The organism is Nonomuraea sp. NPDC050536 (assembly GCF_044457685.1).
Taxonomy (GTDB): Bacteria; Actinomycetota; Actinomycetes; order Streptosporangiales; family Streptosporangiaceae; genus Nonomuraea.
This window is the reverse complement of the sequence record NZ_JBITHD010000008.1, coordinates 254152-268693: the sequence shown is the minus strand read 5'-3', so window position 1 is coordinate 268693 and position 14542 is coordinate 254152. Positions and strand designations below refer to the sequence as shown.

Here is a 14542-nt window from a genome sequence, read left to right as displayed (position 1 = left end):
GCTCCCGTCCGTGGAGCGCATCTCCGCTCTTCTCGAGAGCGAGCACCTCGGCCTGCGGTTGCTGGCCGGTCCCGAGCGCGGCCCCTCGATCGTCGCGGTTACCGCGATCGATGCGCTGTCCGCGATCCGGTACGCCCAGGCGGGCTCCTGCGTCGTGGTGTCCAACCGGCTCACCGCCCGGGCCCTGCCGTACCAGCTCGACGTCGCGGTACGGCATGCGGCGCAGCGCGGGATCGCGGGCCTGGTGCTGGTCGGCGCGACCGCCCTGCCGATCACGACCAGCATGCTGGCCGACCGGGCGGGGCTGCCGGTCCTCGGCATCCCAGGCGAACGCGACGTCGCCGACGTACTCCTGCAGATCGACCGGATCATCCGCAGCGGCGCCGCGGAGTCCCTGGCCAGGGCGCTGGAGGCGATGGCCGTCGCCGCGGAGGCGGAGGAGTCGGGCGACCTGGAACGCCTGCTCCGCGACGTGGGCGCCGTCCTCACCGCCGACCTGCGCCTGGACGGGGAGAGGGTCACCGCCTCGGCGGACGACGACGCGGTGCGCCTGGTTCTCCCCGCGGTGGACGCCGCGGTGACCAGGATGCGGGCCGCGTCCCTGGCCAGGGAGCTGGCCCCCGGTCAGATGCGTTCCGACCTGCTCATCGAACTCGTCGTCGCCGACCGCGCCCAGGCGAGCCGGCTGGCCGAACGCGCGCGCATCCTCGGCCTGCCGGTGGACGGCCGGCACATCGCCCTCTGGATCGACGCCCACATGGACGACCTGGTCGAGCGGCGCGGCCTGCTGGACGCGATCAGCATGCGGGTGCTGCGCAACCCCCGTACCTCCGCCGGCTACTGGAACGTCGCCCCGGTCGAGGACGCGCTGCTGGTCACCTGCACCTCGACGGCGAACCTGGCCGACGCCGGGCTCTCCCGCGCCGCCGACGACCTGGCCCGCGTCCTGCGCGAACGCCATCCCGGCCGGCCGCTGCACTGCGGTGTCGGTACGGCGCAGCCCGGCCTGCCCGGGTTGCGCACCTCCGTGGCCGAGGCCAGGGCGGCCTGTGCCACCGCGGTCGCCAAGAACACCGCGGTCGCGCACTTCGACGCCACCGGCATCCAGCGCGTCCTCGCCGAGGTGGCCGCCTCACCGATCAGCCGCAAGGTGGTCGACGACCTGCTCCGCCCGCTGGACGCACTCGGTGAGGAGCAGGGACGCCAGGCCGTCGCCACCCTGGCCGCCTTCCTGGACTGTGGGCGCTCGCCCCGGCTTGCCGCCACCCGGCTCAATCTGCACTTCAACGCCGTGTCCTACCGGATCAGGAAGATCGTCACCATCCTCGACTCCGACCTCGACGACCCGGACACCCGCTTCGCCCTGCACCTGGCCTGCCGTCTCCGCCTCACCGCGCCTTGGTGAACACGGACAGGGACAGGCCGGCGGCATCGCTGGTGATCGTGTGTTCTGCACCCCTGAAGAGGACTCCCGACAGCGTGGCGGTGATTCCCCGAGGAACCGCGGCGTCCTTCAGCCGAGGGCCGGTGCCGTCCGGGGTGTAGCCGAACAGATCACTGATGACGACGTCGGCGAACTTGCCGCCGCAGAGGTTGTTGAAGACCTGCAGGCTGTCAGGTGACGCCACGACGGCGGAGGAGCTGTCGTCGGGCATTCCATCGCCGGCCTGGAGCTGGTGAGCCTGACCGAAGGGACCCCGGCTGGTCACACCGGAGAATCGCCGCAGCAGCGCGAGGAACGCGGGATAGTCGCCGAAGCGCGCGAAGGTCTGGGCGGTGAGCGCGGGCCAGGAATCGTACGCGCCCTCGGTGCCGTGGTCCGCACGGTCGACCGGCGCCAGGGCGTCGTCGCGGGACAGCGCGCGCATCCAGTCCCCGGCCAGGAGCTCGGTGGCCACGAAGTTCTGCATGGCGGTCTTCTGCTCGACGGACAGCGACGGGGCGAGCAGATTCCCCGCGATCACGAAGTCCACGACGGTCCGCACTGGCACGAGGGTGCCGTCTGCGTGCCGGCAACGCCACACCCCGCCGTTCCGGCTGTCGTAGAGCTCGAAGACGTCGGCGAGGAGGGCGTCCGCCTCGCCGGTGAGGACGTCAGCGGCCTCGGGTTCGCCGGCCCGGCCGCACAGGTCCGCGACCTGCCGCAACATCCACACGTTGGCCGCGTTGAACGACGGCACCTGGTTGATGTAGTTCGGCAGGACTTCCAGAAGGTTGTGGTCCGCTCCGTAGTCGGCCAGGGACTGCCCCGTCCGTACAAGCTTCCGCCAGTATGTGGCGATGGCCTTCAGCTGGTGCAGGACAGTACTGGTCTCTCCGTCGGCGATGATCGCGGCGTCCAGCGCGGAGCGGTCGCCGCTGTAGTTGACGTAGTTGAGGATCGTCGTGAAGACAGTGAGGTCGTTGGCGCTGTACCACGGGCCGACCAGTCCGCCCTGGACGCAGTCCACGGCGTATCCGTCGTGGATCCCCTGGGTGAGCCAGTACATGGCCTGGGCTCTCAGCACGGTGGGATCGAGCAGAGCCAGGACGACCGAGCAGTAGGAGGTGTCCCAGAAGTAGGTGAGTGTGTTCGCCCACTCGGGGGCACCGGTGACGTAGACGCGGTCGAAGCCGTTGTAGCCACCCGGCGCCCGACCCAGAACGTCGTTGAAGTCAGCGCCGAGATTGGTGCGCTCGCTGCACAGGACCGACAGGACGCTCATGTAGTACAGCCGGCTGACGGCGTCGTCGTCAGTGGTCAGGACCGGCAGCGATCCCGAGTAGTGGGTGTTGCCGGGGGTGAAGGCGTCCTGCCAACGCTTCTCCCACCCTGCGTGGACGGCGTCGAATGCCTGCTGGAACGACCCGGCGGTGGCCTCAGCGTCGGCCAGGACGACGCCGCCGTCGGATACGGACGCCAGCGGCCTGCCGGTCGAGGTTTCGCCGAACGCCACGACGATGTCGATCGTCACTGTCTCGGTCGCTTGGTTGTGCACAAAGATGCCGTCGCTTCCGAGGGTGAAGGGGTTGGTCGAGTGGCGAACGTGTCCGGACAGGAAGGGGTGGCCAGAGCGTAGATCCGCCGGGTTGGGAAATCAATACTGGACGAAGTTATTAATTTCCGCTTAGGTTGGCGCCGTGCTACCGAACCGCTCGAGGCCGCTGGTCTCCGCACCGGCGGAAACCGCCATCCTCGCCCTGCTGCTGGCCGAGAGCCCGCTCAGCCGGGTCGAGTTGGCCCGCCGTACAGGCCTGTCCTCGACGGCTGTGACCAAGGCCGCCCGGCCGCTCATCGACGACGGCTACCTGCACGAACTCCCCCCGGAGCGCACTGCTCCTGGGGCCGGCCGCCCGGTGAACCCGCTCTCCGTCACCTCGGATCGGGAGTTCTTCGTGGGTGTGAAGATCAGTGCCGACACCCTCTACGGCACGGTCTGCGACCTGCGGGCCCAGATGCGCACCACCGCGAGCCGCCCACTGGGCGACCGCAGCCCGGCGGCGGTGTGCGACCTGCTTGCCGACCTGGTCGCCGAACTCCTGGACACCAAGCCCGAGTACCGGGCCCGTACCCGGCACCTGGGCATCGCGGTCTCCGGCGACGTCGACCGGACCCGTGGACGCGTCCGCTACTCGGTGCTCCCCGGCTGGCGCGACGTGCCGCTGGCCGAGATCGTGGCCGAGGCGACCGGCCTGACCGTCACGATCGAGAACGACGTCAAGGCCCTGACCGTCACCGAGCACTGGTTCGGCGAGGGCATCGGCACCGAATACTTCGTGCTGGTCACCATCGGCGCGGGCATCGGCTCCGGAATCGTCGTCAACGGTGAACTGGTCATGGGCGCGTACGGCGTCGCCGGCGAGATGGGCCACATCAGCGTCGACCCGTCCGGCCCCCGCTGCCACTGCGGCACGGTCGGCTGCGTCGAGGCGATCGCCTCCAGCGACGCGATACTCGGTACCGTCCGCCGCGCCACCGGCAGCTCGGACCTCGACTTCGACGGCGCGGTCCGGCTCGCCCGCGCTGGAGACCCCGCCGCGCAGGGCGCCTTCGCCCGGGCCGGCCACGCCATCGGTGTCGGCATCGCCAGTCTGGTGAGCCTCATGGGTCCCGAGCGTGCCGTCGTCACCGGCGAAGGACTCGACACCTACGACCTCTTCGGAGCGCACATCATGGAGGCCTACACCGCGCACTGCTTCAAAGCGGCCGCGAAATGCCCGCTGGTCCTGCGTCCCCTCGCCTGGGAGGAGTGGGCCCGCAGCGCCGCCGTCGCCGGCATCCAGGCGCTCTTCCCCTGAGGAATCGTCACCACCCCGATCCCGCACAGCCGGGATCCCGATCACCGGCCCGCGCCTCCGGCGTGACCGGCGCCCGTCACCGCCTGCCAGCCGTGAACGTCGGACGCCGGCCATGCCGGACAACACCCCGTACCCCCACATCCCACCCCCAAGGACGCGAAATGAGCGCACAGAGAGCCCAGCTTAGCCGCAGAGGATTCCTCGGCGGATCCCTCCTGTTCGTCGCCGGAGCAGCGATCGGCTGCACGACCAGCCCGACCGGCGGCGGTTCCTCGTCCGGGGCGAAGACCACCCTGAACCTCTGGTCCCACGCCTACGGAGAGGCCGGCACCCAGCAGGCCCTCACCCGTTACGCCACCGAGTTCACCAAGGCCAACCCGGACATCGCGGTCAAGGTCACCTGGGTTCCCGGTGACTACGCCAGCAAGCTCAACGCGACGCTGCTCACCGATGCCGCCCCGGACGTCTTCGAGATCGGCGACTTCAACGAGGGACTCGCCAGGCGCGGTCAGATCGCGGCGCTGGACGATCTGTACGGCAGCGCCAAGTCCGACTTCAACGAGGGCGATCTCGACCTGGTGACCATCGACGGCAAGCTCTACGGCATCAAGTCCATCGACGACGTCATGATGCTCTACTACCGCAAGAGCGTCCTCGCCAAGGCCGGGATCACCCCGCCGGACAGCTTCGATGCGCTCGTCGCCGCCGCCAAGGCGCTGACCACCAAGGACAACAAGGGCCTGTACGTCGGCAGCGACGGCATCGGGGACAGCCCCTCACTGGCTGTGTTCTCCAACGGCGGCGACCTGGTCACCGACGGCAAGGTGGCCTTCGCCTCCCCGCAGGCCGTCGAGGCGGTGACCGGCCTCAAGCGCCTGCATGACGACCGCTCCCTGCTGCTCGGCTTCACCACTGACTGGTGGGACCCCGCCGCCTTCGCCCAGGGCGTCGTTCCGATGCAGTGGTGCGGCCTGTGGGCGATGCCCGCGATCTCGACCGCGCTCGGCGACGACTTCGGCGTCCTGCCCTGGCCCGCCTTCAAGTCCGGCGGCGCCCCGGTCGTGCGTGTCGGTGGCTGGACCAGTTGCGTCAACGCCAAGGGCAAGAACCTGGAGGCGGCCAAGAAGTTCGTCAAGTGGCTCTGGGTCGAACAGACCCAGCTGCAGAAGGACTGGTCCGAGAGCTACGGCTTCCACGTCCCGCCGCGCAAGTCCGTCGCCGCGACGGCCGACAAGCTCACCCAGGGCGCCGCCAAGGAGACCGTCGAGCTGGCTGCCAAGTACGGAAAGCACAACCCGAACACCTGGGACAGCGCGGTCAGCACCCCGTTCGCCGCCGCCGCCACGAAGATCGCCGCAGGGAAGGGCGACCCCGCCCAGCTCCTGGCGGATGCGGCCAAGCAGGCCCAGGCCGCGGTGGACAAGCAGCGGTCCTGATGAACACCACCTCGGACACCACCGTGCGCTCCGAGCGAGTCGGGGGGGGGGGGGGGGGGCCCCGGGCGGGGCGCGCCCCCCCCCCCCCCCCCCCCCCCCCCGGGGGGGGGGCCCCCCCCCCCCCCCGCGGGGGCCCCCCGCCCCGACCCGCAGGGCCGACCGACGTGCGTGGGGGGCGTTCGCCCTGCTCGTCGCCCCGATGCTGATCGGCCTCGGCGTCTTCAAGTACGTCGCCATCGGCTGGAGCTTTCTGCTCAGCCTCAGTGACGCCCACGGCACCATCGCGCTCGGCCACTGGGTCGGGTTGGACAACTACCGGGAACTGCTCTCCGACGCCGCCTTCCGCGGCTCGCTGGTCCAGATCCTGCTGTTCACGGTGTTCATCGTGCCGGTCACCTTCGCCGCCTCGCTCGGCCTCGCTCTGCTGGTGTACCGGGTCCGGCGTGGCCGGGCCGTAGTGCGGACCGCGTTCCTGATCCCCGCCGCCGTCTCGTACGTCGCGGCCTCGCTGCTGTGGAAGATGTGTCTGTTCAACGGGCTGCCGGGGGGCATCGCCAACATGATCGGCGGCTGGTTCGGGATGGAGGCCGTCCCCTGGCTGCAGACCACCTCGCCACCGCTGTACTGGGTCGTCGTGGTGACCCTCCGGCTGTGGCTCCAGGTCGGCTTCTACATGGTGCTCTTCCTGGCCGGCCTGCAGGCTATCCCGAAGGCGACCTACGAGGCCGCCGCTCTGGACGGCGCGACCGGACTGAGCCTGCTGCGCCGGATCACCCTGCCGATGCTGCGCAACACCTCGGTGGCCGTGCTGTTGCTGCAGTTCATCGCCGCCTTCCAGGCATTCGATGAGTTCTACAACCTGTTCAGCAGCGGCCTCTCCGGGTCGGGCACCGCTCCCGTGAAGACCCCGCTGGTCTATCTCTATGACACAGCGATGGGCGCCCAGAATTACGGCCTCGGATCGGCCGGGGCCTTCGTGCTCACCGCCCTCATCGTCGCCGTGACCCTTCTCCAGGGCCGGATCACCGGCTTCGGCAAGGGCGAGGGGTGAGCGCCATGAGGACCATGCGACATCTGCCGCAGACTTTGCGCCGCTCCGGGCAGGGCGCGCTGGCCGGCCTGCTGACGCTGGTGTTCCTGACCCCCTTCTACGTGATGCTGCGCAACGCTCTGATGGACTCCCAGAGCCTGACGGCGCCGCGCTGGACCTGGTGGCCGTCGACGATGCACTGGGAGAACTTCACCTCCCTCTTCAGCGACCCCACCCTGCACATGGGCCAGGCCCTGGCCAACTCGCTGCTGATCGCGGCGATCACCGCCCCGGCCTCTACGCTCCTCGCCTCGGCCGCTGGATTCGCCCTCGCGCGGATCCCGGTCCCCGGGCGCGGCATCATGCTGACGCTGGTGGTGGCCACGCTGATGATCCCCGGCTCGGTGACGTTCGTGCCCACCTTCGTCGTCGTGGGCTCGCTCGGCGGGGTCAACACTCTGTGGGGAATCATCGCACCCGGGCTGTTCAACCCCTTCGCCGTCCTGCTGTTCCGCAACTTCTACCTGCAGTTCCCGCGCGAGATCGAGGAAGCCGGACGGCTGGACGGGCTCGGCTGGCTCGGCCTCTACCGCCGGATCGCGCTGCCGTCTTCCAGTGCGATGCTCGCCTCGCTCGGCGCGCTCGCCTTCATCGACAGCTGGAACTCCTTCCTGTGGCCGCTGGTCATCGGCCAGGACCCGTCCGCGTGGACGGCCCAGATCGCCCTGTCCACGTTCCTCACCTCGCAGACCATCAACCTGCCCGGCCTGTTCGCCGGAGCCGTCGTGACCATCACACCGCTGGTGGTCATGTTCCTGGTCGCCCAGCGCCACATCGTCGAAGGCATCGCCACCAGCGGCCTCAAGGGCTGAGCGGCCCGTCGGATCACCCCCCACCACGCCACACCTTGGAGGGCAGCACCATGAGATCAACCAGGCCCATGTCTGCCATCAGAGGATCCATCGCCCGGGCGTTGCCCGTCGTGCTGGCCACCGCAGCCCTGCTGACCTGCACGATTCCCGGCTCGGCGGCCGCCACCGACACGACAAGCACCAAAGTACTCACCGGGGACCAGCTCGCCGCATCCTGGACGGGGCCGCTGAGTACGCGCGGACGCTACATCGTCGACGCCAACGGCAACCGCTTCAAGCTGAAGGCCGGCAACTGGGCCGGAGCCCAGGGCACCTGGGAAGGCAGCGGCGACCTCAACGACCCTGCGAACAACCAGGCACGCCAGGTGTCGCACAATCTCCCGCTGGGCCTGGACCGCGTGCCGATGGCGCAGCTCCTCGCCGACTTCCACGGCCTCGGGCTGAACAGCATCCGCCTGCCGTTCGCCAACGCTTTGATCCACGACACGACGGTGGTACCGGAGTCGGCGGTCGCCGCCAACCCGCAGTTGCGCGGCAAGACGCCGCTGCAGGTGTTCGACGCCGTGGTGGCGGCCCTGACCGCCGACGGGTTCGCCGTCATCCTCAACAACCACACCACCACCTACCGCTTCTGCTGCGGTCTGGACGGCAACGAGCGCTGGAACAGCGGCCAGTCCACCCAGCAGTGGCAGGACGACTGGCTGTTCCTGGTGAACCGCTACAAGGCGAACAAGCGAGTGGCCGGCGCCGACCTGCGCAACGAGATCCGCCGCGACACCTGGGACGACCCCAACTGGGGCTGGGGCGACGAGCACGACGCGTACAAGGCCTTCGAAGACGCCGGCAACAAGATCCTCCAAGCCGACCCCGACATGCTGATCATCATGGAAGGCATCAACTGGTACGGCATCCCGTTGAACGGGCTGAACTACGGCAGGCCGATGCTGACGCCGGTCCGGACTCTGTCCCACACCCTGATCGAATCCGGCAAACTGGTGTACTCCGCGCACTTCTACGGCTACACAGGCCCGAACTACACGGGTGCCGACAGCGGAGCGGGGCACACCAACGACTGGCCGTATGAGGATTTCCCGCTCGACCAGCTCAAGCAACTGGTGAGCGACGAGGCCCTGTATGTCACCCAGTCCGGCCAGCACTTCACCGCCCCCGTCTGGATCAGCGAGTTCGGCGCCGCCGGCCGTGGGTCGGACGACAGCAAGGAGAAGACCTGGTTCGGCAACTTCACCGACATCCTGGCCGAGCACGACACCGACTTCGCCATCTGGCCCCTGGTCGGCTGGTCCAACACCGCGGGCGTGCCGAACGACAACTGGGCCCTGATCTCCTACGACCCCACGGGCAGGAGGCAGAGTCTCAGCGACCCCGGCGACTGGCGCACCAACGACTGGAACAAGCTGATCAACGCCGCGGGCGCCACCGGTCCGGTCGCACAGGTCAACCATTGGAACATGCTCAACACCGACTACGGCGACCAGAATGTCTCCAGGACCATGCTGGCCAACTCGGACTGGAGCCCCGGCAACCGCAAGGGAAACTGCCCCGACACCGAACGCCTGGCCGGCCTCAGCCGGCTCAAGCACCGCGGCCTGTGCACCGACGCGAACCAGCCCGCCAAGGGGACCGGCGGCTGGGTGACCGTCAGCGATGCCCGCTATGTCACTCACGGCGACTGGGCCTCGGGGTACGACAAGTTCGAGTGTCCTGACAACCACTTCGCTGTCGGGTTCAGCGTCAACGGCACCGCGATGGCCGGTCTGCTGTGCGCGCCCTCCGCCAAGCCCCTGCCGGTCGCCAATCGGGTTGCCTGGTTCGACCGCGGTGACAACCGCCCGGCAACCGGTGGCGCGATCGAGAACGACTGGGCCCCCCAGGACTACAAGGGCCAGTGCGCCGACAACGAGTACCTCGCAGGCGTCGCCTACACCTGGAACCTGTGGCAGGGCGGCTGGAGTGACGGGAAGAAGGCCGTCCCCGACGCACTGCTCTGCCGTTCGCTGAGCTGACCCATCCCCATCAGTCCCATCATCTAGGAGCACCACGTTCATGCCACGACTCGAGATTGCCGCAAGCGGCTTCCGCTTCGACGATCGACCGCTGCGGATCATCTCCGGCGGGCTGCACTACTTCCGGGTCCATCCGGAGCAGTGGGCCGACCGGCTCCGCAAGGCGCGGCTGATGGGACTGAACACGGTCGAGACCTACGTCCCATGGAATCTGCACTCGCCCAGCCCGGGTGAGTTCCGCCTGGACGCAGGTCTCGACCTGCCCCGCTTCCTCGACCTGGCCGCCGCCGAGGGCCTTCACGTGCTGCTCCGTCCCGGCCCCTACATCTGCGCCGAGTGGGACGGCGGCGGCCTGCCCTCCTGGCTGCTCGCCGACGAGGACATCGAACTGCGCAGCCGCGACCCCCGCTACCTGAAGGCGGTGGACGAGTACCTAGGCGCCCTGCTGACGGCCGTCCTGCCCTACCTCGCCAGTCGCGGGGGCCCGATCCTCGCCGTCCAGTTGGAGAACGAGTACGGAGCCTACGGCGACGACTCCGACTACCTCGCGGACCTGGCCGAGCTGTTGCTCCGGCACGGTGTCGACGTGCCGCTGTTCACCTGCGACCAACCCGCCGACCTGGCGCGCGGCGGCCTCGACGGCGTCCTGCGCACCGTGAATTTCGGCAGCGGGGTGGAGGCCGGGCTCGCCGCACTGCGCGAGCACCAGCCATCGGGGCCGCTGATGTGCAGCGAGTTCTGGATCGGCTGGTTCGACCGCTGGGGCGGCATCCATGTCACCCGCAGCGCGGCCGACTCCGCGGCCGACCTCGACCGGCTGCTCGCGGCCGGAGCCTCGGTCAACATCTACATGTTCCACGGCGGTACCAACTTCGGCTTCACCAACGGCGCCAACGACAAGGGGACGTACCGCGCCACCGCCACGTCGTACGACTACGATGCGCTGCTGGACGAGGCCGGCGACCCCACCGCCAAGTACGCCGCCTTCCGTGAGGTCATCGCCCGTTACGCGCCCGTCCCCGACGAGCCGGTACCCGATCCCGCGCCGAAGCTCGCCCCGGCCGTCGTCGAACTCACCGCATGTGCGAACCTCCTGGACCAGGCCCTGCTGCTTGGCCGGGCAGTGTCCGCCGATCGCCCGCTGGCCATGGAACAGCTCGGCCAGTCCTTCGGATTCGTCCTGTACGAGACGGTGCTCCCGGAAGCCGGGCCGGCCGTACTCCATGTCGCCAAGGTGCGCGATCGCGCCCAGGTCTTCGTCGACGGCCAGCCGGTCGGCGTCCTGGAACGCGAGAACCATGAGCACAGCCTCGCCTTCCATGCCCCCCGGCGCGGGGCACACCTCGCCGTGCTGGTGGAGAACCAGGGCAGGGTCAACTACGGCCAGGGCATCCACGACCGCAAGGGACTGCTCGGCGAGGTCACCGTCAACGGACTGACGCTCGCCGGCTGGTCCAGCCGCGCGCTGCCGATGGACAATCCGCCTGCGGTGTCCTTCACCGCGTTCGACCCCGCGTCGCCCCCGGTGGGCCCGGCCTTCCACCGTGGACACGTGGACATCGAGCAGCCGGCCGACGGCTTCCTCGCCTTGGACGGCTGGACCAAGGGCCACGTCTGGATCAACGGCTTCGCGCTCGGCCGGTACTGGTCCCGCGGCCCGCAGACCACGCTGTACGTGCCCGCACCGGTCCTGAAGGCCGGTCGGAACGAGATCACCGTGCTCGAGTTGCACGCCTCGACCACCCGCACGGTGGAACTGCGGGACACACCCGATCTGGGAGCCAGGGAAGACTGACATCCGCGACACCGAATACCGAGGTACCCATGCACAGCAAATACCGCCTCACCGAGCAGCGGCTCGACCGGGTGCTGAACCAGCGGATCCGGCCCGCGGTTCATGCCCGTTCCGTCCCGATCGAGGTCGCGATCTGGAACGTTCCGGGTGAGCCGGTCCCCGTGGCTGACGGCCTGGCCGCGCCGTACGAGCCGGTGACGCTCGGCCACCGGTGGGGGCCGCCTTGGTCGACCAGCTGGTTCAGGATCAGCGGCACTGTGCCGGACGAGTGGGCCGGCCTGCGGGTCGAGGCGGTCATCGACCTCGGCTTCAACGTCACCGGCGCGGGCTTCTCCACCGAGGGCCTGGTGTACCGGTCGGACGGCAGCGTGGTGAAGGCCCTCAACCCCCGCAACGCCTGGATCCCGGTCGCCGATCCCGCGGTCGGCGGCGAGGACTTCACCTACTACGTCGAGGCCGCCGCCAACCCGGTCTTGTGCGACGACCACATCCCGACCCGGACCGGGGACCAGCCCTCCTGGCTGACCGGAGTCGGCTCCGAGAGCGACCCTCTGTACCAGCTGCTCCGCCTGGACCTGGCGGTCTTCGACGCCCAGGTGTGGGAGCTCGCCCAGGACCTGGACGTCCTCGGGGAACTCATGCACGAACTGCCCGAGGCCGACCCGCGCCGCTGGCAGCTCATGCACACCATCGAACAAGCCCTGGACACCGTCGACCTGCAGAACATCACCGGCAGCGCCGCCACCGCCCGCGAGGTACTGCGCCCGGCTTTGGCCGCCCCCGCGGTCGCCAGCGCCCACCGCATGTCCGCCGTCGGACACGCCCACATCGACACCGCCTGGCTGTGGCCGATGCGCGAGACCGTGCGCAAGGTCGCCAGGACGCTGTCCAACGTCACCCAGCTCATGGACGACCACCCCGGCTTCCGCTTCGCCATGTCCCAGGCCCAGCAGCTGGCCTGGCTCAAGGAGCACCGCCCCGAGGTGTACGGCCGAGTCCAGGAGAAGGCGAAGAGCGGGCAGTTCCTCCCCGTCGGCAGCCTGTGGGTGGAACCCGACACCAACATCCCCAGCGGTGAGGCCCTCGCTCGGCAACTGGTCCACGGCAAGCGGTTCTACCTGGAGGAGTTCGGAGTCGAGACCGAGGAGATGTGGCTGCCCGACACCTTCGGCTACAACGCGGCGATGCCGCAGCTGATGAAGCTCGCCGGCATCCGCTGGTTCCTCACCCAGAAGATCTCCTGGAACACCACCAACAAGTTCCCGCACCACACCTTCTGGTGGGAGGGCATCGACGGCACCCGGATCTTCAGCCACTTCCCGCCGGTCGACACCTACAACAGCGAGCTGTCCGGCGCCGAGGTCGCCCACGCCGTCGCCAACTTCCAGGACAAGGGCACGGCGAACAGCTCGCTGCTCCCGTTCGGCTACGGAGACGGCGGCGGCGGCCCCACCCGCGAGATGCTGGCCCGCGCGGCGCGCCTCGCGGACCTGGAGGGCTCAGCCAAGGTCGTCATCGAGAGCCCCGCGGACTTCTTCACCCGGGCGCAAGCGGAGTACCCCGATGCACCGGTGTGGTTGGGGGAGCTCTACCTGGAGTTCCACCGCGGCACGCTCACCAGCCAGCTACGGACCAAGCAGGGCAACCGGCGCAGCGAGCACCTGCTCCGCGAAGCGGAACTGTGGTCGGCGACCGCCGCCGTCCGCACCGGGTTCGACTACCCGTACCAGGCTCTCGACCGGCTGTGGAAGACGGTCCTGCTGCACCAGTTCCACGACATCCTGCCCGGCTCCTCCATCGCCTGGGTGCACCGGGAAGCAGAGCAGACCTACGTCGCCGTCACCGCCGAGCTACGCGGGATCGTGGAGGCCGCCCAGCGTGCCCTGGCCGGGGAAGGCGACCAGACCGTGGTCTTCAACGCCTCCCCGTTCACCCGCGACGGCATCCCCGCCCTCGGAGCCTCGCTCCGGACACGGCCACCAGGCCGGCCGGTCGACCCGACCCCGTGCAGAGACGGCTTCGTGCTGGACAACGGACTGGTACGCGTCCTGATCGACGGCCAGGGCCTGGTGACCTCGGCATACGACATCGCGGCCGGCCGTGAAGCCCTGGCCCCCGGTGCCGCCGCCAACCTCCTCCAACTGCATCAGGACTTCCCCAACGAGTACGACGCCTGGGACATCGACGCCTTCTACCGCAACACCGTGCACAACCTCGTCGACGCCGACTCGCTCAGCGTGGAGGAAGGCGGCCTGCGGATCGTGCGGACCGTCGGCGACTCCCGCATCGAACAGCTGATCACTCTGACCGAGGGGTCCCGGCGCCTGGACATCGACACCAAGATCGACTGGCGTGAGACGGAGAAGCTCCTCAAGGCCGCCTTCCCGCTCGACGTACGGGCCGACCACTCCAGCGCGGAGATCCCTTTCGGGCACGTTCAGCGTCCCACGCACACCAACACCAGCTGGGATGCCGCCAAGTTCGAGATCTGCGCCCACCGCTTCCTGCATCTCGGCGAACGAGATTGGGGCGCAGCCGTGGTCAACGACTCGACCTACGGACACGACGTCACCCGCGACGTCCGTGCCGACGGCGGCACCACCACCACCGTCCGGCTCTCGCTGCTCCGAGCACCCCGCTTCCCCGACCCGGACGCCGACCAGGGGCAGCACCGCCTGCGGTACGGATTCGTCATCGGCGCCGACATCGCCGACGCCGTGCGCGAGGGCTACGGATTCAACCTGCCCGAACGCTCCGTTCCTGGCTCGGCGGAGGTCCCGCCGCTGGTCGCCTCCGACAACGACGCCGTCGTCATCGACACGGTCAAGCTCGCCGACGACCGGTCCGGCGACATCGTCGTACGCCTCTACGAAGCCCACGGAGGAAGGGCAGAAACGCTTCTGACCACCGGCTTCCCGCTGGACTCGGTGGCCGTGACCGATCTGCTGGAACGCGAACTCGACCCGCGCGAGAACACGGGTGCCCTTCAGCCGGCCGGCGGGCAGGTGTCCTTGACCCTGCGCCCGTTCCAGATCCTCACCCTCCGCATGAAGAGGCCGCGCAGCTAGGCCATCGCCTTTCGCCTCCGGCGGGGCGCTCTGGAAGGG

Annotated in this window: 9 protein-coding genes; 8 read left to right on the top strand and 1 reads right to left on the bottom strand. The window is 69.3% G+C overall.

Annotation, left to right across the window (positions count from 1 at the left end; genetic code table 11):
- The first annotated feature begins 10 nt into the window (after positions 1-10).
- A complete protein-coding gene (locus ACIBHX_RS24195; protein WP_397069467.1) occupies positions 11-1405 on the top strand; it encodes a PucR family transcriptional regulator in 1395 nt (464 codons plus the stop codon).
- Here ACIBHX_RS24195 and ACIBHX_RS24190 read toward each other — a convergent pair.
- Positions 1389-2954: a hypothetical protein gene (locus ACIBHX_RS24190; protein ID WP_397069466.1), complete on the bottom strand. Its 1566-nt coding sequence runs from the start codon at positions 2952-2954 to the stop codon at positions 1389-1391. The two genes, ACIBHX_RS24195 and ACIBHX_RS24190, sit on opposite strands and share 17 nt — an antisense overlap.
- Positions 2955-3120: 166 nt before the next feature.
- On the opposite strand from ACIBHX_RS24190, the gene ACIBHX_RS24185 reads away from it, so the two are divergent.
- From ACIBHX_RS24185 to ACIBHX_RS24155, 7 genes are all read left to right on the top strand, one after another.
- On the top strand, positions 3121-4278 hold the full coding sequence (locus ACIBHX_RS24185; RefSeq protein WP_397069465.1) for an ROK family protein: 1158 nt from the start codon (positions 3121-3123) through the stop codon (positions 4276-4278).
- A 161-nt stretch (positions 4279-4439) separates the two neighbouring features.
- On the top strand, positions 4440-5714 hold the full coding sequence (locus ACIBHX_RS24180; RefSeq protein WP_397069464.1) for an ABC transporter substrate-binding protein: 1275 nt from the start codon (positions 4440-4442) through the stop codon (positions 5712-5714).
- Between the two features lie 199 nt (positions 5715-5913).
- Entirely contained in the window at positions 5914-6765 is an 852-nt protein-coding gene (locus tag ACIBHX_RS24175) for a carbohydrate ABC transporter permease (RefSeq protein WP_397069463.1), read from the top strand.
- A 5-nt stretch (positions 6766-6770) separates the two neighbouring features.
- On the top strand, positions 6771-7616 hold the full coding sequence (locus ACIBHX_RS24170; RefSeq protein ID WP_397069462.1) for a carbohydrate ABC transporter permease: 846 nt from the start codon (positions 6771-6773) through the stop codon (positions 7614-7616).
- A 68-nt stretch (positions 7617-7684) separates the two neighbouring features.
- Positions 7685-9640: a glycoside hydrolase family 5 protein gene (locus ACIBHX_RS24165; RefSeq protein ID WP_397069461.1), complete on the top strand. Its 1956-nt coding sequence runs from the start codon at positions 7685-7687 to the stop codon at positions 9638-9640.
- A 40-nt stretch (positions 9641-9680) separates the two neighbouring features.
- Positions 9681-11435, top strand: coding sequence for a beta-galactosidase (locus ACIBHX_RS24160; RefSeq protein ID WP_397069460.1), 1755 nt, complete (start codon positions 9681-9683; stop codon positions 11433-11435).
- 29 nt (positions 11436-11464) lie between these two features.
- A complete protein-coding gene (locus ACIBHX_RS24155; protein ID WP_397069459.1) occupies positions 11465-14503 on the top strand; it encodes an alpha-mannosidase in 3039 nt (1012 codons plus the stop codon).
- Positions 14504-14542 lie beyond the last annotated feature (39 nt).

Excerpts from the sequence above, each read along its gene's own strand:
- ACIBHX_RS24180 (WP_397069464.1), top strand. The coding sequence starts at position 4,440 with ATGAGCGCACAGAGAGCCCAGCTTAGCCGCAGAGGATTCCTCGGCGGA.
- ACIBHX_RS24175 (WP_397069463.1), top strand. The coding sequence starts at position 5,914 with ATGCTGATCGGCCTCGGCGTCTTCAAGTACGTCGCCATCGGCTGGAGC.
- ACIBHX_RS24170 (WP_397069462.1), top strand. The coding sequence starts at position 6,771 with ATGAGGACCATGCGACATCTGCCGCAGACTTTGCGCCGCTCCGGGCAG.
- ACIBHX_RS24165 (WP_397069461.1), top strand. The coding sequence starts at position 7,685 with ATGTCTGCCATCAGAGGATCCATCGCCCGGGCGTTGCCCGTCGTGCTG.
- ACIBHX_RS24160 (WP_397069460.1), top strand. The coding sequence starts at position 9,681 with ATGCCACGACTCGAGATTGCCGCAAGCGGCTTCCGCTTCGACGATCGA.
- ACIBHX_RS24155 (WP_397069459.1), top strand. The coding sequence starts at position 11,465 with ATGCACAGCAAATACCGCCTCACCGAGCAGCGGCTCGACCGGGTGCTG.